Source organism: Hymenobacter sp. H14-R3, from assembly GCF_030063445.1.
Classification (GTDB): Bacteria; Bacteroidota; Bacteroidia; order Cytophagales; family Hymenobacteraceae; genus Hymenobacter.
In genome coordinates, this window is record NZ_JASITD010000033.1 from 17,759 (window position 1) to 38,285 (window position 20,527).

Consider the following 20,527-nt stretch of genomic DNA (forward strand, 5'->3'; position numbering starts at 1 on the left):
ACGCTGTTTTCTCCTCGTCCCTCAAATTATTCTCCCATGTTTAGCTTCCTTACCTCTGCCGCGCCCGCTTACCACAACCTGCCGCCGGCCCAGTTTGCTGCCGGCATCCGCCAGGCCGGGGCCGTGCTGCTCGACGTGCGCCGGCCCGACGAGTTTGCCCAGGGCCACCTGCCGGGCGCCGTCAACCTCGAAGTAACCGCGCCCGACTTCGGCCGGCGCGTGGCTACCCTCGACAAAGCCAAGCCCACCTACGTGTACTGCCGCAGCGGGGCCCGCTCGGCCAACGCGGCCGGGCAGCTTACTACGGCCGGCTTTGCGCAGGTGAGCAACCTGCTGGGCGGCGTGCTCGACTGGCCCGAGCCGCTCACTACTAAATAATAACGGGAATATAGGGCAAGCTTTAGCTTGCCGGCAGCAGGTTCATAATGCTTTGTATAGCAAGCATATACGAACTAGCAAACCCTGCCGCCGGCAAGCTAAAGCTTACCCTACCTCCTGACTCTCCTTGCTTTTTATGCTTGAACTTTTGCAAAAACCCTGGCCCTGGTACGTGGCCGGGCCCCTGATTGGCCTCACCGTGCCGGCGCTGCTGCTGCTGGGCAACAAAGCGCTGGGTATCAGCTCCTCGCTGCGGCACGTGTGCGCCGCCTGCGTGCCGGCCGGCATCCCGTTTCTGACTTACAACTGGCGGGCCGAGATGTGGAACCTGGTGTTCGTGCTCGGTATTGCCCTGGGCGGCTTCCTGGGTTACCAGGTGCTGGGCCACCCCGCCGTGGTGGGCATCTCGCCCGAAACCGTGCACGACCTCCAAACCCAGCTGCACCTCACCGATTTCACCGGCCTGCTGCCGCGCGAGCTGTTTGCCCTCGACAACCTGGCCAACTGGAAGGGCTGGGTCTTTATGGTGCTGGGCGGCTTTCTGGTGGGCTTCGGCACGCGCTACGCCGGGGGCTGCACCTCGGGCCACGCCATTTCGGGCCTCTCCAACTTGCAGTGGGTGTCGCTGGTGGCGGTTATCGGCTTTTTCGCCGGCGGGCTGGTAATGACGTGGGTGGTTTACCCGCTGCTTTTTTAACGCTGTTTTCTACCGTTATGAAATACCTTAAATACCTGGTGTTGGGCACGTTGTTTGGCATCATTCTCACCAAGAGCGAAGTCATCAGCTGGTTTCGGATTCAGGAGATGTTCCGCTTCCAGGCCTTCCACATGTACGGCGTCATCGGCTCGGCCATTGTGGTGGGCATGGTTTCGATTCAGCTCCTCAAGCGCAACCGCCTCAAAAGCATCAGCGGCGAGCCCATTGTACTGGCCGACAAGCAGTTCAACCACGGCATCTGGATTGGCGGCTTCATTTTTGGGCTGGGCTGGGCCATTACCGGGGCCTGCCCCGGCCCGCTATTCGCCCAGCTGGGCAGCGGCGTGGGCGGGGCCGCCGTCATGATTCTGGCCGCCCTGGCCGGCACCTGGACCTACAGCGCCCTGCGCGAGAAGCTGCCCCACTAGGTGGCCCCTACCTACCTTAGTTACCAGTTACCTGCCTTACTTGGTGCGCGCCTAATCTCTCTGTGATGATGCCTTCTGAAGAACCCGGCCGGCAGCTTAGGCTGGTAGCGCGTTTGCTGGTGCTGCTCACGGCCGTGGTCGTGCTGATGGCCGGGGTGCTGCTGAGCCAGCGCTACGGCCCGCCGGCCGCGCCGGCCCCCATCGTGGCTGACGAAGCTACCGACGGCCCGCCGCCCGCGGGCAGCTACCACCGCCCCGCCACCCCGGCCCCCGACACGGCCACTATTCCGCGCACGGCGGCGGGCCGCGAAATCCGCTACGGGCGGCAGCTGATTGCCCATACGGCGCAGTACCTGGGCCCGCAGGGCACGGTGGCGCACCTCACCAACGGCATGAACTGCCAGAACTGCCACCTGCAGGCCGGCACCCAGGGCTTCGCCAACAACTACCTGGCCGTGGCCGCCACCTACCCCAAGCTGCGGGCCCGCTCGGGCACGACGGTGGACGTTGCCCAGCGCGTGAACGACTGCCTGGAACGCAGCCTCAACGGCCGCGCCCTGCCCGACAGCAGCCGCGAGCTGCGCGCCATGGTGGCCTACGTCAAGTGGCTGGGAACGGGCATCCCGAAGGGCAAAAAGGTCTACGGCACGGGCTTCGTGAAGCTGGCCTACCTCGACCGGGCCACCGACCCGGTGGTTGGCAAAGCCGTGTTTGCCAGCAAGTGCCAGAGTTGCCACGGCCCCACCGGGCAGGGCCAGCCGCTGGCGGATGGCCCGGGCTACCAGTACCCGCCGCTGTGGGGCCCGCACAGCTACAACGACGGCGCGGGTATGTTTCGGGTGAGCAACCTGGCCAAGTACGTGAAGGCCGCCATGCCCTTTGGGGCCACCTTCGACCACGCGCAGCTCACCAACAAGCAGGCCTGGGACGTGGCCGCCTTCGTCAACTCGCAGCCCCGCCCGCACCTGCCTACCCCCCGCGACTGGCCCGACATCCGCAAGAAGCCGGCTGACCATCCCTTCGGCCCCTACGCCGATGCATTCTCCGAGCGGCAGCACAAGTACGGGCCGTGGCCGCCCATTGAGGCCACCTACCCCGCCAAGGCCAACTAGCTACCGCTGATGAACCGCCTCCTTCGTCTCTGCGCGGCCAGCCTGCTTTTGGGCCCCCTGGCCGCGCGGGCGCAGCAGGCCGAGCCCGCCCCTACCCGCCCCACCATCGGCCGCCCGGTGCTGCAACCTTATGCCGCCCCGGCTGCGGCCGACACGGGGAAGGCCCGCACGCTGGCCGAAGCCTTTGGGCGCGGGCAGTGGCGGGGGCGTAACTACTTTATAATGAGTCAGAACCGCGGCAGCCTGCCCAGCTACTACGCCAACGGCCTGGGGGCCGGGGCGCGCTTCGAGACGGCCCCGCTGCACGGGGTTTCGGTGGGGGCGGGCGGCTTTTTCTGGGTGAGCCTGGCCGCCAATGACCTGGCCACGCCCGACGCGGCTACCGGCGCAGTGAGCCGCTACGGGGTGGGCCTGTTCGACGTGCGCAGCCCCGGCCGGCGGCAGCTCACGGGCCGGCCCGAGGAGCTGTTCGTGCGCTACCGCTGGCGGCAGTCGGCGGCCACCTTCGGGCGGCAGCTGCTGGTAACGCCCCTGCTCAACCCGCAGGATGGCCGCCTGAGCCCCAACTACGCGCAAGGGGTTTGGCTGGAAGTCAACGAGCTGGCTCATACGCGCTTCACGGCGGGCGGGCTCACGCACCTCGCCGTGCGCTCGACCTCGGAGTGGGCGCCGGTGGCCAGTTCCAATGGCCTCTACTCGGCGGGGGTGGACGAGGCCAGCCGGCGCGCCGCCTATACCGGCCAGCTGAGCAGCCGGGGCCGGGGCGTGCTGGGCGCCAGCCAGCAGCGGGGCCCCCGCACCCGCGTGCTGGCCTGGAACTACTACGCCGACAACCTCTTCAACAGCCTCTTTACGGAGCTGACCACCGGCCGGGCCGTGGGCGCGGGCGCGGGCCAGCTTACGCTGGGCGCGCAGTACCACTACCAGCGCACCGTGGGCACCGGCGGCAACCCCGACCCGCACCTGGCCTACAGCGCCCCCGGCCGCCAGGCCCACGGCCTGAGCGGCCGCCTGGGCTACCAGCGCGGCCCCTGGAGCCTGAGCGCCAACTACACCCGCATCACCCACACGAAGCGCTTCTTGTTTCCGCGCGAGTGGGGCCGCGAGCCGTTTTACACGTTTTTGCCCCGCGAGCGGGAAGAGGGCTTTGGGGGCCTCGACGCGGCCGCGCTGCTGGCCAGCTACGCGGTGCCGGCCGGGCCGGGCCTGAAGGCGGAGGTTGGCTACGGCCCCTGTTACCTACCCGAAGTAACGGATTTACGCCTCAACAAGTACGGCATGCCTTCGTAAAGCCCGCGCAGCCCCTTGGCTCAGCTACCCGTTTCGGGGCTGGGCCAAGGGGCTGCGCGGGCAGATGCTGTACCTCTACAAAGGCAGCCTGGGCCACACCCACGACGCGAGGCCCGCTACGTGGTGAACATGCACCAGCTTAACCTGATTACCAACTACGATTTCTAGGAATTCAGCCCCCCGCCTTATGAAGCCACTCCTGCATTATCCGGCCCCGGCCGCCGCTTTGTTACTGGCCTTGCTGGGCAATCCGAGCCAGGCCCAAACCGCCGCCCCGGCAGCGCCCATGGCGCCGGCGCCCACCCTGGGCGCGCCCAACGCCGCCGCCGCTGCCCAGGCCGCCCGGTTTCACGGGGCCACGGCCCGCAAGGGCCACTACCGAGCTGTTTACCAGCTCAATAGCAGCGACCCCAAGCTCATTACCAAAACGCTGCAGGCCATGCAGGCCGCCGTGGCCGACCCCCGCCTGAAGGGCAAGCTGGCCCTGGAGCTGGTCGTGTTCAGTGGCGGCACCGTGGCCCTGCGCAAAAACCAGCCCTACGAAGCCGATGTGCTGGCTTTGCAGCAAGCCGGCGTTATCCTGGCGCAGTGCGAAAACTCGATGAAGGCCCAAAACCTCACCCCCGATGAGATGCTGCCCTACATTTCGTTCGTGCCCACGGCCAATGGCGAGCTGATTATCCGGCAGGCGGAGGGCTGGGCGCTGGTGCATTTGTAGCAGCACCGCCGGGGGCCGATAAATTCTCCCGGCTTGGGGGGGGCGTTCGCCCTGGGCGAGTGCCTGCGCACGCACGCAGCTGGGCCGGCCGGCTCCGGCGCGGCCCAGCTGCGTGCGTGCGCAGCGTTTGAACGGACACCCTTTGGGCATGCCCGGCAATGCCCCCGCCCGCCGCCACGACCCAGGCAGCCCGCCCCTTTTTCGTATTTCACCACTAATCCCCTTTTCCGATGCCTGTTTTTCGTCATTTCCTGGCTGCGCTGCTGCTGACTGGGACGGCCCTCACCGCCACCGCCCAAACTGCCAAACCCAGCGCCGACCAGGTTGCTTTTCAACAAGGCACCTTTCAGGGGGCCACGGCCGACAAAGCCCGCTATGATGTTATTTATCAGCTCGATAGCGAAGACCCCAAGCTAATTAAGCAGACCCTGCGCAACATCAGCAATGCCCTGGACGACCCCCGCCTGAAGGGCAAGCTGCAAGTCGAGCTGGTGGCTTTTGGCGGGGGCGTCGCGGCCTTTCGCAAAGACCAGCCCTACGAGGCGGAGCTGCTGGCCCTCAAAGAGAAAGGTGTGATTCTGGCGCAGTGCCTGAACACGATGCGGGAGCGCAAAATAACCAAGCAGGAGCTGTGGCCCTTCCTCAGCTTCGTGCCCAGCGGCAACGGGGAGCTGATAATCCGGCAGGCGCAGGGCTGGGCGCTGGTGCACCCGTAGTTTTGCGGGCTTCCCCTTCCCCATGAAAGCGGCCACCGTTCCGGTTTACTGCATTGGCTCGTACCCGGATGGGCACGGGCCGGACCGCTTTTATGCCCAGCGGCTCGAAACGCTGGTGGCCAGCTTTGCCGGCATCGACCGGCCGCACACCCACGATTTCTACCTGCTGCTGTATATCCGGCAGGGCTCGGGCACGCATACCATTGATTTTGTGACGTATGACGTGCAGCCGGGCTACCTGTTTTTTCTGGCTCCCGGCCAGCTGCACAGCTGGAGCCTGAGCGCCGACTGCGCTGGCTACCTCGTGTTTTTTGACGAGGCGTTTTACCTGCACACCTACCCCAGCAGCCGCCTGCGGCAATACCCGTTCTTTCAGCCGCTGCGCGCGCACCTGGTGGACTTGTCGGGGCCGACGCCGCCCTTCCCAACCCTGCTGGAGCAACTGATGCTGGAAGCGGAAAGCGGCTTCGACAACCGCCTGGAGGTGCTGCGCGGCTGCCTCTACGTGCTGCTGGAGCTGGCCGCCCGCTACGCCCAGCGCACCGCGCCCACGGCCGCCAGCGCGCACCAGGGCCAGCTGCTGCGCCGCTTTGAGGAGCTGCTCGACCAGCATTTTCGCACCGAAAAAACCGTGCGCGCCTACGCCGCCTGGCTCAGCCTCACCCCCAACCACCTGAACGCCCTGTGCCGCCGCGCCCGCAACCACACGGCCAGCGACCTCATTCAGCAGCGGGTGCTGGTGGAGGCCCAGCGCCTGCTCGCGCACTCGGGCCAGCCCATCAAGCAGCTGGCCGAGGCCCTGGGTTTTCAGGATGCCTCGTACTTCGGGCGCTTCTTTCGCAAGCGCACGGGCCAGACCCCGGAGCAGTTTCGTGAAAATCGTTGATATGTGGGAGTAATGCCCCGTTTTGTGGCTTTTGAGGGATTTTTGAGGATGGTACCTTTGTAAAAGTACCAGCGACCCTGCTTTGCCAATTTCGGCTGAACGGGGGCGCGGCCACTGCCCCGCGCATGAAAGCTTCCCGAGGGTTCTACCTGATTTTGCTGCTCGAACGGCTGGTGTGGGGCCTCATCCCGGCGGCCGTGGTAGTGGCCCTGGTGCTGGCCGGCCGCCCAAGCGGCGGGGCGGCGGCCGCAACATCGCCAGCCACTCCTTCAGGGCAAGGAGATAGCCGCGCGCACCAGCCGTAGTCGCCGGCGACCTGACGGATGTCATCCGCTGCGGGGTGCTTCGTCATGGGTAGGCGGCCCACTAACCGGGAGCTTTGCCCAGCGCCCTCGGAGCCTTCCGCCAACTCCCTTATAAACGTGCGCCCCGAAGCCCGTTGGCTGCCCGCCATGCCGGCGGGCGGGCCTGCTGCTGCCCCCACCAAACTACTGATTACCGCTCTATTATGACCGTATTCATTGTCTTTCTGATACTTGCGCTGCTGCTGCTGGTGTTCGGGCTGCTCTTCCGGCTCCAGATTCTCACGTCCATTTTTTCCGGCGAATCCACCCGCGACATTGGGCCGGGCAACCGCATCAATGCCAGCCTGATGCTGGTATTTCTGGTGGGGGGCGGCGGCTGGCTGGTCTGGTCGGCCGTGAGCAGCTACGCGCGCCTGAACGTGCCGGTGGCCTCGGTCCACGGCGGGGCCATCGACCGGCTGTTCTGGGTCACGATGGGCATTTTGGGCGTGGCGTTCGTGCTGGTGCAGGTGTTTCTGTTTGGCTACGCTTTCAAGTACCGGTACAAGGAAGGGCAGCGGGCTTATTTCTACTCCCACAACAACAGACTGGAGGTTGTCTGGACCCTGATTCCGGCCATTGTGTTTGCCGCCCTGGTATTTACGGGCTGGAAGCAGTGGACCCGCATTACGGGGCCGGCCCCCAAAAACGCGGTGGTGCTGGAGGTGATGGGCAAGCAGTTCAACTGGCTGGTGCGCTACCCCGGCCGCGACCTCAAGCTGGGCGTGGTGAACTACCGGCTGATTGACGCGGCCAATGACTGGGGCTTCGACCTCAGCGATAAAGCGGGCCGCGACGACTTCATGGCCAGCGAGATACACGTGCCCAAGGGCGTGCCGGTGCTGCTCAAGATTCGCTCGCGCGACGTGCTGCACTCGGTATATATGCCGCAGTTCCGGCTTCAGATGTACGCCGTGCCGGGCATGCCCACGCGGTTCTGGTTTACGCCCACCGTAAGCACCGACGAGATGCGCGCCAAGCTGGGCAAGCCCAATTTCAACTACGAGCTGGCCTGCAACCAGGTGTGCGGCAGCAGCCACTTCGCCATGAAAATGATTGTGGTGGTAGACGAGCCCGACGACTACGTGGCCTGGTTTGCCGCCCAGTCGCCAGTATCCCAGAATGCGGACCTGCTGGCGTCTTACCAGCAAATGAGCCGGCAGACCGGCCTGGGCCAGGGCGGTAGCCGCGGGGCCCGCACCGCCGCCATTGCCGAAACCGGCGAGCTGCCGGCCCCGCCGCCCGCCCGGGCTACGCTGTAACCAGGAGTTTGCCCTTGCCTTGTCTTTTTATGGATATCAACCTTTCCCCCGGCCTACCCTCCTCCGCAGGCGGGGCCCTGCCCACGCCGGCCCGGCCGGTGGTGCCCGCCGTCGAGCGCGCCCACATCCACGAACACCACGAGCACCCCGAGCAGCACTGGCTGTTTCGCTACGTGTTCAGCCAGGACCACAAGGTTATTGCCAAGCAGTTTCTGGTTACGGGCATGTTCTGGGCCCTGGTGGGCGGGGCGCTGTCCTCGCTGTTTCGGCTGCAGCTGGGCTGGCCCGAGGGTACCATGGAGTGGCTTAAGCCCCTGCTGGGCAAGTGGATAGAGGGCGGCAAGCTGAGCCCCGAGTTTTACCTGGGCCTGGTAACGCTGCACGGCACCATCATGGTGTTTTTCGTGCTCACGGCGGGGCTCAGCGGCACGTTTTCCAACTTCCTGATTCCCTTGCAGATTGGGGCCCGCGACATGGCCTCGGGCTTCATGAACATGCTCTCGTACTGGTTTTTCTTCTTGTCGAGCGTCATCATGTTCTCGTCCCTGTTTATCGAAACCGGGCCGGCGGCCTCGGGCTGGACGATTTATCCGCCGCTCTCGGCCCTGCCGCAGGCCATTTCGGGCTCGGGCCTGGGCATGACGCTCTGGCTGGTGAGCATGGCCATTTTCATTGTGTCGCAGCTGCTGGGCAGCGTCAACTACATCGCCACCATCATCAACCTGCGCACCCGGGGCATGAGCATGACCAAGCTACCGCTCACCATCTGGGCGTTTATGCTCACGGCGGTGCTGGGCACGCTCTCGTTTCCGGTGCTGCTGTCTGCCTGCCTGCTGCTGGTGTTCGACCGCTCGTTCGGCACCTCGTTCTTCCTCTCCGACATCTACATTGCCGGGCAGGCGCTGCACAACGAGGGTGGCTCGCCGGTGCTGTTTCAGCACTTGTTCTGGTTTTTGGGCCACCCCGAGGTGTACATCATCATCATGCCGGCCATGGGCATTGTGTCGGAAGTGATGGCTACTAATGCCCGCAAGCCCATTTTCGGCTACCGGGCCATGATTGGCTCGCTGCTGGGCATTTCGCTGCTCTCGTTCGTGGTGTGGGGCCACCACATGTTCGTGACGGGTATGAACCCCTTCCTGGGCTCGGTATTCGTATTTCTGACGCTGATGATTGCCGTGCCCTCGGCCGTGAAGACGTTTAACTGGCTGGCCACGCTCTGGCGGGGCAATATCCGCTTCACGGCGGCCATGCTCTTCAGCATCGGCTTCGTGAGCCTGTTTGTGTCGGGGGGCCTCACGGGCATTGTGCTGGGCAACGCCTCGCTCGATATTCAGATGCACAACACCTACTTTCTGGTGGCCCACTTTCACCTGGTGATGGGCTCGGCGGCCATGTTTGGCATGTTTGCCGGCATCTACCACTGGTTTCCGAAGATGTTTGGGCGCATGATGAACGAGCCGCTGGGCTACGTGCACTTCTGGCTCACGCTCACCGGGGCCTACCTCACCTTCGTGCCAATGCACTACATCGGCATTGCCGGCTTCCCACGCCGCTACTACTCCTGGACGGGCTTCGACATGTTCTCGCAGTTTGCCGACATGAACAAGTTTATCTCCGTGGCGGCCATCGCCGTGTTCTTCGCCCAGTTCATCTTCCTGTTCAACTTCTTCTACAGCATCTGGCGGGGCCGCCGCGCCACCCAGAACCCCTGGCACGCAAACACCCTGGAGTGGACCACGCCCATCGAGCTTGGCCACGGCAACTGGCCCGGCGAGATTCCGGCCGTGTACCGCTGGCCCTACGACTACAGCAAGCCCGGTGCCGAAGCCGACTTCATCCCGCAGACCGTCCCGTTCTCGCAAACGGCCTCCTCCAACCAGCCCTACGAAAAAGAATTGGAATAAGCCCCGGCCCCCGCCACTGGCAAGCGAAAGCTTACCCTACACCTCGGCTGCACAAGTCTCCTCCTCTCATTATGGCTACTACTTCGTCTTCGCCGCTGGCTTTCGTGGCCCAGCGGTGCCCGCGCTGCCACCAGGGCCGCGTGTTCGAAACGTCGGCTTTCAGCCCCCGCTTCCAGCAGATGCACACCAGCTGCCCGGCCTGCGGGCTGCACTACGAGCCCGAGCCCGGCTTCTACTGGGGCGCCATGTACATCAGCTACGCCTTTTCGATGGCCATTGTGGTAGCCGTGGGCATTGCCGTGTTTGTGCTGGGCCACGACCCGGAGGCCTGGGTCTACATCCTGGCCGTGACCCTGACCACCATCCTGCTGGTGCCACTCTCGTTCCGCTACTCGCGCATGGTGATGCTCTACCTGTTTGCGGGCTTCGACTACGACCCGGCCGTGGCGGCGGAAGTAGCCAGCCGCCCCACGGCGGCCCCGCCACTGCCCGCGCCGGAGCTCGTCGGCTGATAAGTAAAATATTTGATTATCAGTTAGTAAGGCTTCTGTTTACAGGTCTGCTTCCCTACCCCCACTACCATGTCCGTTGAAATTCTGGCCCGCGTCCAGTTTGCCTTCACCATTGCCTTCCACTACATCTACCCGCCGCTCAGCATTGGGCTGGGCGTGGTACTGGTCATTATGGAAGGCATGTTTTTGAAGACGCGCAACCCCATGTACGAGCAGCTCACGCGGTTCTGGATTCGCATTTTCGCCCTCATCTTCGGCATCGGCGTGGCCACGGGCATCGTGATGGAGTTTGAGTTTGGCACCAACTGGGCCACCTACTCGCGCTACGTAGGCGACATTTTCGGCTCGGCGCTGGCGGCGGAGGGCATTTTCGCCTTCGCCCTGGAATCGGGCTTTTTGGGCATTCTGCTCTTTGGCTGGCACCGGGTGTCGCCGCGGGTGCACTTTTTTGCCACGGTAATGGTGGCGCTGGGCTCCATGTTTTCGGCCGTCTGGATTGTGGTGGCCAACTCGTGGCAGCAAACGCCGGCCGGCTTTCACATTGTGGGTTCGGGCCTCACGGCGCGGGCCGAAGTCACCGACTTCTGGGCCATGGTCTTCAACCCGAGCAGCGTCGACCGGCTCTCGCACGCCATCATCGGCTCGTTTCTGGCCGGCTCATTCCTGGTGCTGAGCGTGAGCGCCTGGTACCTGCTCAAAGGCCGGTTTGTGGAAAGCTCGAAGGCGGCATTCAAGATTGCGCTGGCCGTGGCCACGGTGTCGGGGCTGGGGCAGCTCTTTACCGGCCACCACTCGGCCAACGGCGTGGCCGTGAACCAGCCCGCCAAGCTGGCCGCCTTCGAGGGCCACTACGCCGCCGCCGCGCCGGCCGATATGTATTTGCTGGGTTGGGTCGATACTAAGACTCATAAAGTCAGCGGATTAAGTATTCCCGGCGGACTAAGCTTCCTGCTGCACCAGGATTTCAAGGCCCCCGTGCGCGGGCTCAACAGCTTCCGGCCCGAGGACCGGCCGCCGGTCAATTTCGTGTTCCAGACCTACCATGTAATGGTGGCCATCGGCCTGGCGCTCATTGGCCTCACGCTGCTGGCCAGCTGGCTGCTGTGGCGGGGCCGGCTCTGGCAGTCGCGCTGGCTGCTGAGCGTGTTTGTGGCGGCCGTGCTGCTGCCCCAGCTTGGCAACCAGGTGGGCTGGTACTCGGCCGAAGTGGGCCGCCAACCCTGGGTGGTGTACGGGCTGCTGCGCACCTCGCACGCGCTGTCCAAGGCCGTGACGGCGGGCCAGGTTTGGTTTTCGCTGATATTGTTCACGCTGGTGTACGCCCTGCTCTTCGCCCTGTTTCTGTATTTGCTCAACAAGAAAATTCAGCACGGCCCCGGCGACGAAGCCCCGAACACGGACGACGCAGATGGGCACCTCTCGCCTGCGTCCAAGCGCAACAACCCCGTCATTTCGCACGAGGCGCCGGCCGCTTCGGCCGCCGCGCTCAGCCACGTTTCCGACCTGTAACTCTTCCCGGCTATGACAACTTTTCTGGGCCTTGACTTGGCGGTGTGGTGGTTTTTGGTGGTGGGGGCCGTGTTTACGGGCTACGCCGTGCTCGACGGCTTCGACCTGGGCGCGGGGGCCATTCACATGTTTTTCAAACGGGAAGAAAGCCGGCGGGTGGCCCTCAACGCCATCGGGCCGGTGTGGGACGGCAACGAGGTGTGGCTCGTCATTGGCGGGGGCACGCTGTTCGCGGGCTTCCCGGTGGTGTACGGCACGGTGTTTTCGGCGTTTTACGTGCCGTTTATGCTGTTTCTGGTGGCGCTCATCTTCCGGGCCATTTCCATCGAATTCCGCAGCAAGGAGAAAATGGGCTGGTGGCACAAAATGTGGGACTGGAGCTACTCGGTGGCCAGCATTGTGGTGGCCCTGAGCCTGGGCGTGGTGCTGGGCAACATCATTCAGGGCCTGCCCATTGGGGCCGACCGCGAGTTTCACGGCAACTGGCTTTCCTTCCTGAACCCCTACGCCCTGCTGGTGGGCCTGACTACGGTGGCCCTGTTTGCCCAGCATGGCGCGGTGTACCTGCTGCTCAAAACCGAGAACCGCATTTTTACGCGCCTCACCCTCATTGTGCGCCAGACGCTGCGCGTGTTCACTGGGCTGTATTTACTGCTTTCGGTGGCTACGCTCTGGTACGTACCGCATATGCTGCGCGTGTTTCTGGCCCAGCCCTGGCTGTTTGCCGTGCCGCTGCTCACGCTGGGGCTGGTACTCAGCATTGGGCGGCTGGTGCGGCGGCGGCGCTACTTCCCGGCCTTCCTCTGCTCGGGCAGCATTGCGGCCATGCTGCTGCTGACGGTGGCGGCCGGCCTGTTTCCGGTGCTGGTGCGCTCTACCCTTAACCCAGCCTGGAGCCTCACGATTTACAATGCGGCCTCGTCGCATAAGTCGCTGGGTATCATGCTCACTATTGCCGCCATCGGTATACCGCTGGTGGCTACCTACACGGGCTTCGTGTTTTGGGTATTTCGCGGTAAGGTGCGCCTCGACGACGCGAGCTATTAGCTCTGGTGGCCCCCGGCCGCTTCACTTTTCCCTTTAGTCGGCCGCCAACCCGCGCCTGGGCTAGCGCCTTGCGCCGACGCCGGGCTGCCCGCTGCGTTAGTTGTCCGCGCCGCTTCGGCGCGGGTGTATTCCACTCCCTCGGCGCACCTGCTGCGCCGAATTTTTCCACCTTTTACAATGGATATGTCCGCCACGCCCCAGATTTCAATGCCCAGTATCGGCTCCCCCGCGCCCGATTTTGAAGCGCTGAGCACCACCGGCCCCCTCAAGTTCTCAGACTTTGCGCCCGGCAAGTGGGTCGTATTCTTTTCGCACCCGGCCGACTTCACGCCCGTTTGCACTACCGAGCTGAGCGGCTTTGCGGCGCGGCAGGCCGAGTTCGCGGCCCTCAATACCGAGCTGCTGGGCCTGAGCATCGACAGCATTCACGCGCACATTGCCTGGGTCAACAACGTGCGCGAGAAAAGCGGCGTGTACTTCCGCTTCCCCATCATTGCCGATATCGACATGAAGGTGGCCCACCTCTACGGTATGCTGCAGCCCGGAGCCAGCGAAACCGCCGCCGTGCGGGCCGTCTTTTTCATCGACCCCAGCCACACCATTCGCCTCATCATGTACTACCCCATGAGCGTGGGCCGCAACCTCGACGAGATGCTGCGCTGCCTGGAAGCGCTGCAATTCAGCGATGAGCACAGGGTATCGCTGCCCCTGGGCTGGCAGCCCGGCGGCAAAGTGATTCTGCCCGCCCCCAAAACCCTGGACCAGCTCGATGCCCGCCTGGCCGATGAGTCGGTGGAAAAGATGGACTTCTACCTGGCCCTCAAACGCATGTAGCGATAGGCAAGCTGGGGCCCAAAGGGGCCAGTTGGAAATCGGACCTGCGGAAGCCACATGAAAAAAGGTTAGTATGAAACTTAATTCAGACGCAGATTAACGTTCTAATCGCCCATCCCTAATCCCACCCAGCCATGACGAAAGCACCCGATTTTCACCACCAGCTGCTCGTGGTGAGCGGCGGCAACGCCGGCCTCTCGGTAGCGGCCCAGCTGCCGCTGGCCGACCCCGCCCTCGACGTCGCCATTCTGGAACCCGCCACCAAGCACTACTGCCAGCCCGCCTGGACGCTGGTGGGCGGCGGGGCCTACGATATCAAGGATACCGAGCGGGCCGAAGGTGACTACAGGATTAAGGACGCGGCCGCCACCTTCGAGCCCGAGGCCAACACAGTGGTGACCGCCAGCGGCCAGCGCCTGACCTACGACTACCTGATGGTGTGCCCCGGCATTTAGCTGGATTGGGTGTCTTGTCCGGCTAAACGTTGACAGGAACAAGGCACGGGCCCCGTTCGGACTTTCCGGCGGGGCTTTTGGCTTGCTAATGGACTTGGTTAGGAGTTAAGTAGTTCAGGGCCAGGTGAGGGCGCTCCTCGTTGTGGAGGCAGACGGCCTGCTTGGCCAGCAGCCGAGCCTGGGCCAGGTCGGCGGGCAGCAGAAACAGGACTTCATCTTTCAGGATGCCGTTGACCCGCTCGGCCAGCGCATTCTGGTAACAATCGTAGCCGTCCATCATGGAGCAGCGCCACTGCGCCTGGCCCAGGGTCAGCTGGTGGGCATCGGAGCAATACTGGCTGCCCCGGTCGGAGTGCGCTTGCGGGGCACCAGCAGCTGCTGGCCCCGCAAGAGGGGGAAGAGCGCATTGCGCCCGCAGGTCACCCCCTTGGCCCGCAGGCGAGGGCCAATTTTGTGCAGCAACTTGCGCGTGCCCAGCCGGGGCAGCTGGCTGCGCACGGCCCGCACCTCAACCAGCACCTGTTCGGCGCGGGCGACTTGCTGGTGCGCACGGGCGCCACGTTGGTAGAAGCTCTACCGGCTCACGCCGTAGAGCTGGCAGCTGCGCTCCACACCTACTTTTTTGTCGTGCGCCAGCCGGGAAACGGCCGGCGAAAAGACTTTTTTGGCAGGGGGATGCCGTGGTCCTCCTCCACCACTTGAAGCATCGTGCGCAGGAGCAGGCTCAGGTCCTGCTCATTCTTTAACTGCTTGGTATGTAGCTGTTTCTGGTCGCGCAGCTACGCCTTCAGCTCTTTGATGCGCTGCTCCGGAATCTGCTCCACGGCCGGGACGGAGCCGGGGAAAATGGGCCCGGCCTGCTGAAAGGTGGTGAAGTGAGTCGCATACCTGCGACACCAGACCAGCACGGTGGAGTGGCCCTGGATGCCGTAGCGACGCTGGGCTTGTTTTTTGCTGAGCTCGCCGCGGGCGACCTCGCCGACCACGGTCAATTTAAAGGCCAGGCTGTAGCCGCGCTGGCTGCGCTTAACTCTTTGCGATTCGGGGGCTTGCATGATAACTTGAAAAAAAGTATCAACACATAGCCGGACGGGACACCTTTCGGAGCCTGCCTTCCGGCTAGCTACTGTTTAGCATGGGGGCTGCCAGCTAGGGGGTCCTACCGTACTACTTGCGAAATCCAAGCTAGGCCCCAGTGCCTGCACGCTCCTACCTTTAGCGGGCCCCACACCTTCTGCCTCATATCTCATGTCCCTGTATCATCTCATCTACGAAAGCCAGGCCACGCAGGCATTCTCGGAAACGGAGTTGCTGACCTTACTGCACCAGGCGCGGCAATACAATACGGCCCAGCAGGTAACGGGCCTTTTGTTGCAGGCACCCAGCGGCCGCCTTATCCAGGTTCTGGAAGGGGAGCGGGGGCTGATTGAGGCCCTCTATCAGCGCATTGCCCGCGACCCGCGCCACACCCGCTGCACTATTCTGGCAAGTGGGACCCTGCCTGCCCGGCGCTTCGGGGAGTGGCGCATGGGCTTCCGGGCCACCAGCGAGGGGGCCCACACTACCTTGCTAGGGTATGTAGATACCGCCTCCGCAGCTTTCTTACTTCCCCTGCTGCCCGTGGTGTCGAGAACGCTCCTGACGAAGCTGCTTGATTATGTGCGCCACACCCCACCGCATCCGCTCCTCCAATAGCGCCGCCGTTAGGCGCGAGGGCAGACGAGCGAGCGAAGCGTAGCTGGTTGGCTCGCTCGCAGGAGGGCTAAGAAGGACCGCTTCTCGGAGCCAGGTTGTGGCGGCAGTCACCGGTAGCGCGGCTGTTTTGGCAGCATGCAGCCCTGGAGGGAGTTGATTTTCGGGTAAAAGTATGCCTGTTATTCGCAAATTGATTAGTGCTGAGTCTATAAGCTACCAAAACAGCCGCGCTATCCTTCGCACTACCGGCGATTGCTGCCACAACCTGGCTCCGAAAGGTGTGCCTTGCTGGTATCCCCTGACGTGTCACCCTAGATACGATAATGAAAACTCATGATCCTAAACTTGATGGGCTGAACGAGCGCAGGGTCTTTTTGGCGATTGATAATTTGAGCCGCTCAGGCGACTGTCTTAATTATAAAGCCTGCAGTTTTTACTTTCGGCCGTTGGCGCATCATTACCTCAGTCTGCGATGCTTGGGTTAGCTTGCGCTCTTCCTGGTCCTGAAAGTTAGCCGTCGACTGCAATTCTTGGCCAATGCTTTGCAGGGGAGCTTACATGCTAACCACTACTCCGCCCCCCGTATGATTGACAAGGTAGCCTGGCTGCACCTGCACCAAGGCCAAGTACTGAGTACCCGCAGCCGTGGCAAGGACCGCTACTACCTGCCCGGCGGGAAGCGCGAGCCCGGCGAAACCGATGCCCAAACCCTGGTGCGCGAAATCGAGGAAGAGCTCACCGTCGCCCTCGACCCCGCCAGCCTGGCCTACGCCGGCACCTTCGAAGCGCCCGCGCACGGCCACCCCGCCGGCGTGCGCGTGCGCATGACCTGCTACTGGGCCCCGCGCTATACCGGCACCGTGCAGCCCGCTGCCGAAATTGCGGAGGTAGCATGGCTCACCTACCGCCACCGTCCGCAGGTATCGGCCGTCGACCAGTCCATCTTCGACTGGCTCCACGACCAGCACCTGCTGGCTGAGTAAAAAGCGCGTACCTGTTAAGCGCAGAGGCCCACCCGGCCTTTGTGCAAATGCCCTTTGCCCAAATTCACCTCTTGGCGGCCCTCCCTCCTGCTGCTGAAAAAGCGCCTGCTTAGCCGGCTGTATCTTCCTGTATCTTTGGGGCTTCCACGTAGCGCAGCCGGAAGTAAATCAGGTAGTCTGTTGAACACAAAGAAGCTCCCGCTGCTCCTCGCGCTTGCCGCCTGCGGGTCCTGCTCGCCTGCGACGCCCGCAGAGTACCAGGCCCCGGTAGCCCCGCCAGCCCCGGCCGCAGCCGCCCCCGCACTCCCTGCCAAAACTCCCGCCGATACTCTGGTTACGTATGCTTGGGCAACGGATGCTTGCCGCTTTACGGGACGCTATAACCCGCGCCGCTACACGAAGGAGCAGCTCGACAACACCCATCACTTGCTGTTCGGGAGCGCCATGCTCACGGCCGACGCCACCCCCGGCCGCCCAAGCGACATGGCCCAGTTGCGCCTGGATTCCTTGAATCAGGAATACACGCGGCGCATTCGGCAGTACCGCCGCCTGGCAGTCGTGCCGCGCCCCCTCTTTCTGCAGCTAAAAAAGCGGGCGATTGAGGAGATGGAGCAAGACTATCGGGCCAGGAAACTGACCATCCAGGGTTTTGCGAATCCAGCCGCCCTGCTCGCCACTTCTTACCCCGGTGACTGCGCAAAATATGCCCGGGGCTTGGCCGCCCAAAACGACAGCCTGATTCTTCATGACTGGAAAAGCCTAATCCAGGAGCGGCTGGCGCATAACAAAAAGCTCGGCTCTACCACTGACTACGCCACGCCACGCTTCCAGCAGGAAGCCGCCGCTGCCAATTGGCAACAGTATGCAAAAATTGAGCTGCTGACTTACGGTTGGTGGAATTGCGTCAACAGCTCTATTCAACGGGTAGCGCCCACGGAGAAAATGTACCAGGAATTCAACAAGCTATTTACCAACGTGAAATCTGCGTGCGATGATGTGGACTGATTGCTAAATCACTTCCCCACCGAAGAGCAACTTCCTCCAACCAAGACGCGCGGCTAAGCTGGTCCGCGCGTCTCGGTTGGAGGAAGTCGCCAAACGCAGCTCGCCTGAACTTGTGCGGGGCGACTAAGTTATGGTCACGGTTTTCGGTAGCGGCTACTGCTACGGGGCCTCGTGCTCCCGGAGCAATCAGTTAACTATTCTTACTCAACCAGCAGAAAAACAATGAGATTCACGCTTCTCCTCACGGCCGCGCTGACGGCTTTTGCGCTTCAGGCACCGGCCCAAACTGTCCCTGCTGCGACTACCACGCTGCGCGCGGCCCCCGACCAGATTTCGACTAAAAAAGGCCCCCTCACGGTGCAGCCTATTACGCACGGCAGCGTGGTGTTTACCTGGAACGGCAAGACCATCTACGTGGACCCCTACGGCGGGGCCGCGGCCTATGCCGGGCTGGCCGCGCCCGATGTGATTCTTATCACCGACATTCACGGCGACCACCTCGACCCGCAGACGCTGGCGGGCCTCTCCGTAGGTAAGGCCCTGATGGTGGTGCCCAAAGCGGTGGCCGAAAAGCTGCCCGCGGAGTATAAAGCGCAGGCCCGCATCCTCAATAACGGCCAGCGGCTCGACACGCTGGGCATGAGTATTTCGGCCATCCCGATGTACAACCTGCCCGAAGCCGCCGCCGCGCCGCACACCAAAGGCCGGGGCAATGGCTACATGCTGAACCTGGGCGGCAAAAACGTGTACCTGTCGGGCGACACCGAAGACATTGCCGAAATGCGCGCCCTCAAGGGCATTGACGTGGCCTTTGTGTGCATGAACCTGCCCTACACCATGGACGTGAACCAGGCCGCGCAGGGCGTATTGGCTTTTAAGCCGGGCATTGTGTACCCGTATCACTACCGCGGCCAGAATGGCCTGAGCGACGTGGCCGCCTTCAAAAAAACCGTGAACGCGGCCAACAAGAAGATTGACGTACGGCTGCGCAACTGGTATCCGGCAGCACAGTAGGGTAAGGGCATCACGCAATACGTCCTGCCGAGCCGGTGGCTCAATAGGACGTATTGCTCGGTTCTGTGCCCAGCGCTCTTACTGACGGGACTCCTCCCGATGCCTGAGGTGGTCGAGTCATTCCGGACAGAACGGGGTGGTATCTTCCTTTCGTCAGGAAAGACGTATTAAAACCTGATAAACGCCGCAAGTCCGATGCGGTTTTCCGTGCCGAAGCCTTGCGCCTGGCCGAGCAAAGCCGCTCGACCCAAGCTACCGCCCGGGCGCTCAACATCGACCCCAAGCGCATTTAGCGGTGGCAAAAGCCGCTCAAACGCCGGTGGCGGCCGCGTTGGGTGCTGACCTGGACCCGACCACGGCCGCCGAGCTGCGCCAGCTGCGGACCCTTGCCCGACGGCAGGCGCAGGAGTTGAATATTTTAAAAAAAGCCATCGCCAGTTGCCTGCTCTAAGCGCAGGCTCTCGGTGACGTCGACTCTATTAGCCACTACCGCTTTATCGCCGCCGAGCGCGGTCATTACCCCGTGCGCCCGCTTTGCCAAGTGCTGGGCGTGCCGGCCAGTGGCTTTTACGCCTGGCAACAAGGCCAGCAGCCGGCAGTAGCACCGCAGACACCAGCCTGGGAAACTGCCTTGGCCTAGGTGTTCGGGGTACCTAAACGCCGCTACAGCACCCGCCGCCACATGGCCGCGCACGACCGACTCGACCCACGGCCTGCGCTGCGCGCCCAACCGGCTGCTCGACCAGCCCAAACCGACCCAGGCCAACCGCATCTGGGTGTCGGACATTACTTATTTGCCCCTGGCTGACGGTGCTTGGGCCTATTTGTATGCCTTTCAGGACATGGCCAGCAAGCAGGTGCTGGGCTGGCACGTGGCGGCCACCATGCCCGAAGAATTAGTCACCACGGCTTTACAGCGAGCCTTTTTGGCCCAACCGCCTACCCCGGAGCTCCTCGTCCACTCCGACCGCGGTGGCCAGTACTGTGGCAACGCTTACCGCGCGCTGCTCCACCGCCACCAAGCCGTGCGCTCGCAGAGCTGTCGCGGCGACTGCTACGATAATGCCCAGGCTGAGAGCCTCTGGTCGCGCTTCAAAACCGAAGAGCTCGAATGCCGGGAAGGGCCGGCTTTTGCCGACCTAGCCGGCGCGCAAGCCAGCGCAGCTACCTATTTTGACTACTATAATCACCAGCGTTTGCACTCCAGCATCGGCTACCAAGTCTCATATGCCGCTCACCAGCAATCACTCCAAACTGCTGCCCTAAACTGTCTGGCCTAACCCGACCTGGGCTTTGCGTACCCCACCTACTTCAACAACTTCTTTAGAGAAGCAGACCGGCACCACCCCGCTGGCCTACCGGAAAACCGCTACTATAGTCAGGCTCGCCCACTCAATCGGCTAGCTTTTTTCCCATGAGATTAAACGAAAAGCCTCGTGCCGAAGCCGGCACGGGGCTTTTCCGCAGGAGGCAGTGTGAAACCCAATGAGCAATAATTGAGCTTTAGCCAACCCAGCAGCCCTACTCCTGGCATGGGCGTTTTTTTTGCGTTACGCGGCTACAACAGGTACGCTATTTACTGATGTTGCGCAGTTAGCATCAGGCATTGGCGGTGGTCTAAGTAGGGATGAAATCCGTAGGAGCTATTATGGTTTACACACAACATTTTTGCGCCAAATGTGGCAGCGACCAAATTCGGCGCAATGGCCATAGCCAGGGGCACGCCCGCTACCAA

The 20,527-nt window shown here is 63.0% G+C and carries 22 protein-coding genes and 1 pseudogene; 22 read left to right on the top strand and 1 reads right to left on the bottom strand.

Annotation, left to right across the window (positions count from 1 at the left end; genetic code table 11):
- Window positions 1–36 precede the first annotated feature (36 nt).
- The 16 genes from QMK33_RS20790 (at window position 37) to QMK33_RS20865 (ending at window position 14,095) form a co-directional block, all read left to right on the top strand.
- Entirely contained in the window at window positions 37–378 is a 342-nt protein-coding gene (locus tag QMK33_RS20790; RefSeq protein WP_283566546.1) for a rhodanese-like domain-containing protein, read from the top strand.
- Between the two features lie 136 nt (window positions 379–514).
- Window positions 515–1,075: a YeeE/YedE family protein gene (locus QMK33_RS20795; RefSeq protein WP_283566547.1), complete on the top strand. Its 561-nt coding sequence runs from the start codon at window positions 515–517 to the stop codon at window positions 1,073–1,075.
- 17 nt (window positions 1,076–1,092) lie between these two features.
- Window positions 1,093–1,503: a DUF6691 family protein gene (locus tag QMK33_RS20800; RefSeq protein ID WP_283566548.1), complete on the top strand. Its 411-nt coding sequence runs from the start codon at window positions 1,093–1,095 to the stop codon at window positions 1,501–1,503.
- Between the two features lie 68 nt (window positions 1,504–1,571).
- Window positions 1,572–2,615, top strand: a complete 1,044-nt coding sequence (locus QMK33_RS20805) for a c-type cytochrome (RefSeq protein WP_283566549.1) — start codon at window positions 1,572–1,574, stop codon at window positions 2,613–2,615.
- A gap of 9 nt (window positions 2,616–2,624) precedes the next feature.
- Window positions 2,625–3,905 carry an OprD family outer membrane porin gene (locus QMK33_RS20810; RefSeq protein WP_283566550.1) on the top strand — a complete coding sequence of 427 codons (1,281 nt, stop codon included), beginning with the start codon at window positions 2,625–2,627 and terminating at the stop codon, window positions 3,903–3,905.
- A gap of 187 nt (window positions 3,906–4,092) precedes the next feature.
- Window positions 4,093–4,623, top strand: a complete 531-nt coding sequence (locus QMK33_RS20815; RefSeq protein WP_283566551.1) for a DsrE family protein — start codon at window positions 4,093–4,095, stop codon at window positions 4,621–4,623.
- A 230-nt stretch (window positions 4,624–4,853) separates the two neighbouring features.
- Entirely contained in the window at window positions 4,854–5,339 is a 486-nt protein-coding gene (locus QMK33_RS20820) for a DsrE family protein (RefSeq protein WP_283566552.1), read from the top strand.
- A 22-nt stretch (window positions 5,340–5,361) separates the two neighbouring features.
- Window positions 5,362–6,225: an AraC family transcriptional regulator gene (locus tag QMK33_RS20825; protein WP_283566553.1), complete on the top strand. Its 864-nt coding sequence runs from the start codon at window positions 5,362–5,364 to the stop codon at window positions 6,223–6,225.
- Between the two features lie 125 nt (window positions 6,226–6,350).
- Window positions 6,351–6,530, top strand: a complete 180-nt coding sequence (locus QMK33_RS20830) for a hypothetical protein (RefSeq protein WP_283566554.1) — start codon at window positions 6,351–6,353, stop codon at window positions 6,528–6,530.
- A gap of 203 nt (window positions 6,531–6,733) precedes the next feature.
- Window positions 6,734–7,831, top strand: coding sequence for a cytochrome c oxidase subunit II (locus QMK33_RS20835; protein ID WP_283566555.1), 1,098 nt, complete (start codon window positions 6,734–6,736; stop codon window positions 7,829–7,831).
- A 29-nt stretch (window positions 7,832–7,860) separates the two neighbouring features.
- Window positions 7,861–9,738 carry a cytochrome c oxidase subunit I gene (locus QMK33_RS20840; RefSeq protein ID WP_283566556.1) on the top strand — a complete coding sequence of 626 codons (1,878 nt, stop codon included), beginning with the start codon at window positions 7,861–7,863 and terminating at the stop codon, window positions 9,736–9,738.
- 71 nt (window positions 9,739–9,809) lie between these two features.
- Entirely contained in the window at window positions 9,810–10,250 is a 441-nt protein-coding gene (locus QMK33_RS20845; protein WP_283566557.1) for a DUF983 domain-containing protein, read from the top strand.
- 69 nt (window positions 10,251–10,319) lie between these two features.
- Complete coding sequence (locus QMK33_RS20850) at window positions 10,320–11,759, top strand: cytochrome ubiquinol oxidase subunit I (RefSeq protein WP_283566558.1); 1,440 nt, start codon at window positions 10,320–10,322, stop codon at window positions 11,757–11,759.
- 12 nt (window positions 11,760–11,771) lie between these two features.
- Complete coding sequence (gene cydB / locus QMK33_RS20855; protein ID WP_283566559.1) at window positions 11,772–12,806, top strand: cytochrome d ubiquinol oxidase subunit II; 1,035 nt, start codon at window positions 11,772–11,774, stop codon at window positions 12,804–12,806.
- A gap of 183 nt (window positions 12,807–12,989) precedes the next feature.
- Window positions 12,990–13,640 carry a peroxiredoxin gene (locus tag QMK33_RS20860; protein ID WP_283566560.1) on the top strand — a complete coding sequence of 217 codons (651 nt, stop codon included), beginning with the start codon at window positions 12,990–12,992 and terminating at the stop codon, window positions 13,638–13,640.
- A 134-nt stretch (window positions 13,641–13,774) separates the two neighbouring features.
- Window positions 13,775–14,095: an NAD(P)/FAD-dependent oxidoreductase gene (locus QMK33_RS20865; protein WP_283566561.1), complete on the top strand. Its 321-nt coding sequence runs from the start codon at window positions 13,775–13,777 to the stop codon at window positions 14,093–14,095.
- An 85-nt stretch (window positions 14,096–14,180) separates the two neighbouring features.
- Here the strand turns inward: QMK33_RS20865 and QMK33_RS20870 are convergent.
- Window positions 14,181–15,150: pseudogene (locus tag QMK33_RS20870) on the bottom strand (integrase core domain-containing protein).
- A 193-nt stretch (window positions 15,151–15,343) separates the two neighbouring features.
- Here QMK33_RS20870 and QMK33_RS20875 point away from each other — a divergent pair.
- The 6 genes from QMK33_RS20875 (at window position 15,344) to QMK33_RS20900 (ending at window position 20,072) form a co-directional block, all read left to right on the top strand.
- A complete protein-coding gene (locus QMK33_RS20875; protein WP_283566562.1) occupies window positions 15,344–15,790 on the top strand; it encodes a BLUF domain-containing protein in 447 nt (148 codons plus the stop codon).
- Between the two features lie 584 nt (window positions 15,791–16,374).
- Complete coding sequence (locus QMK33_RS20880) at window positions 16,375–16,773, top strand: NUDIX hydrolase (RefSeq protein WP_283566563.1); 399 nt, start codon at window positions 16,375–16,377, stop codon at window positions 16,771–16,773.
- Window positions 16,774–16,827: 54 nt separating this feature from the next.
- The gene (locus QMK33_RS20885) at window positions 16,828–17,778 is read left to right on the top strand and encodes a hypothetical protein (protein WP_283566564.1); all 951 of its coding nucleotides are present in this window, start codon (window positions 16,828–16,830) and stop codon (window positions 17,776–17,778) included.
- Window positions 17,779–18,000: 222 nt separating this feature from the next.
- Window positions 18,001–18,792 carry an MBL fold metallo-hydrolase gene (locus QMK33_RS20890; RefSeq protein WP_283566565.1) on the top strand — a complete coding sequence of 264 codons (792 nt, stop codon included), beginning with the start codon at window positions 18,001–18,003 and terminating at the stop codon, window positions 18,790–18,792.
- Between the two features lie 295 nt (window positions 18,793–19,087).
- A complete protein-coding gene (locus QMK33_RS20895; protein ID WP_283566566.1) occupies window positions 19,088–19,243 on the top strand; it encodes a hypothetical protein in 156 nt (51 codons plus the stop codon).
- 175 nt (window positions 19,244–19,418) lie between these two features.
- Complete coding sequence (locus QMK33_RS20900) at window positions 19,419–20,072, top strand: IS3 family transposase (protein WP_283566569.1); 654 nt, start codon at window positions 19,419–19,421, stop codon at window positions 20,070–20,072.
- The last annotated feature ends 455 nt before the right edge of the window (window positions 20,073–20,527 follow it).

Coding starts and splice junctions, on each gene's coding strand:
- QMK33_RS20790 (WP_283566546.1), top strand. CDS start 37: ATGTTTAGCTTCCTTACCTCTGCCGCGCCCGCTTACCACAACCTGCCG.
- QMK33_RS20795 (WP_283566547.1), top strand. CDS start 515: ATGCTTGAACTTTTGCAAAAACCCTGGCCCTGGTACGTGGCCGGGCCC.
- QMK33_RS20800 (WP_283566548.1), top strand. CDS start 1,093: ATGAAATACCTTAAATACCTGGTGTTGGGCACGTTGTTTGGCATCATT.
- QMK33_RS20805 (WP_283566549.1), top strand. CDS start 1,572: ATGCCTTCTGAAGAACCCGGCCGGCAGCTTAGGCTGGTAGCGCGTTTG.
- QMK33_RS20810 (WP_283566550.1), top strand. CDS start 2,625: ATGAACCGCCTCCTTCGTCTCTGCGCGGCCAGCCTGCTTTTGGGCCCC.
- QMK33_RS20815 (WP_283566551.1), top strand. CDS start 4,093: ATGAAGCCACTCCTGCATTATCCGGCCCCGGCCGCCGCTTTGTTACTG.
- QMK33_RS20820 (WP_283566552.1), top strand. CDS start 4,854: ATGCCTGTTTTTCGTCATTTCCTGGCTGCGCTGCTGCTGACTGGGACG.
- QMK33_RS20825 (WP_283566553.1), top strand. CDS start 5,362: ATGAAAGCGGCCACCGTTCCGGTTTACTGCATTGGCTCGTACCCGGAT.
- QMK33_RS20830 (WP_283566554.1), top strand. CDS start 6,351: ATGAAAGCTTCCCGAGGGTTCTACCTGATTTTGCTGCTCGAACGGCTG.
- QMK33_RS20835 (WP_283566555.1), top strand. CDS start 6,734: ATGACCGTATTCATTGTCTTTCTGATACTTGCGCTGCTGCTGCTGGTG.
- QMK33_RS20840 (WP_283566556.1), top strand. CDS start 7,861: ATGGATATCAACCTTTCCCCCGGCCTACCCTCCTCCGCAGGCGGGGCC.
- QMK33_RS20845 (WP_283566557.1), top strand. CDS start 9,810: ATGGCTACTACTTCGTCTTCGCCGCTGGCTTTCGTGGCCCAGCGGTGC.
- QMK33_RS20850 (WP_283566558.1), top strand. CDS start 10,320: ATGTCCGTTGAAATTCTGGCCCGCGTCCAGTTTGCCTTCACCATTGCC.
- cydB (WP_283566559.1), top strand. CDS start 11,772: ATGACAACTTTTCTGGGCCTTGACTTGGCGGTGTGGTGGTTTTTGGTG.
- QMK33_RS20860 (WP_283566560.1), top strand. CDS start 12,990: ATGTCCGCCACGCCCCAGATTTCAATGCCCAGTATCGGCTCCCCCGCG.
- QMK33_RS20865 (WP_283566561.1), top strand. CDS start 13,775: ATGACGAAAGCACCCGATTTTCACCACCAGCTGCTCGTGGTGAGCGGC.
- QMK33_RS20875 (WP_283566562.1), top strand. CDS start 15,344: ATGTCCCTGTATCATCTCATCTACGAAAGCCAGGCCACGCAGGCATTC.
- QMK33_RS20880 (WP_283566563.1), top strand. CDS start 16,375: ATGATTGACAAGGTAGCCTGGCTGCACCTGCACCAAGGCCAAGTACTG.
- QMK33_RS20890 (WP_283566565.1), top strand. CDS start 18,001: ATGAGATTCACGCTTCTCCTCACGGCCGCGCTGACGGCTTTTGCGCTT.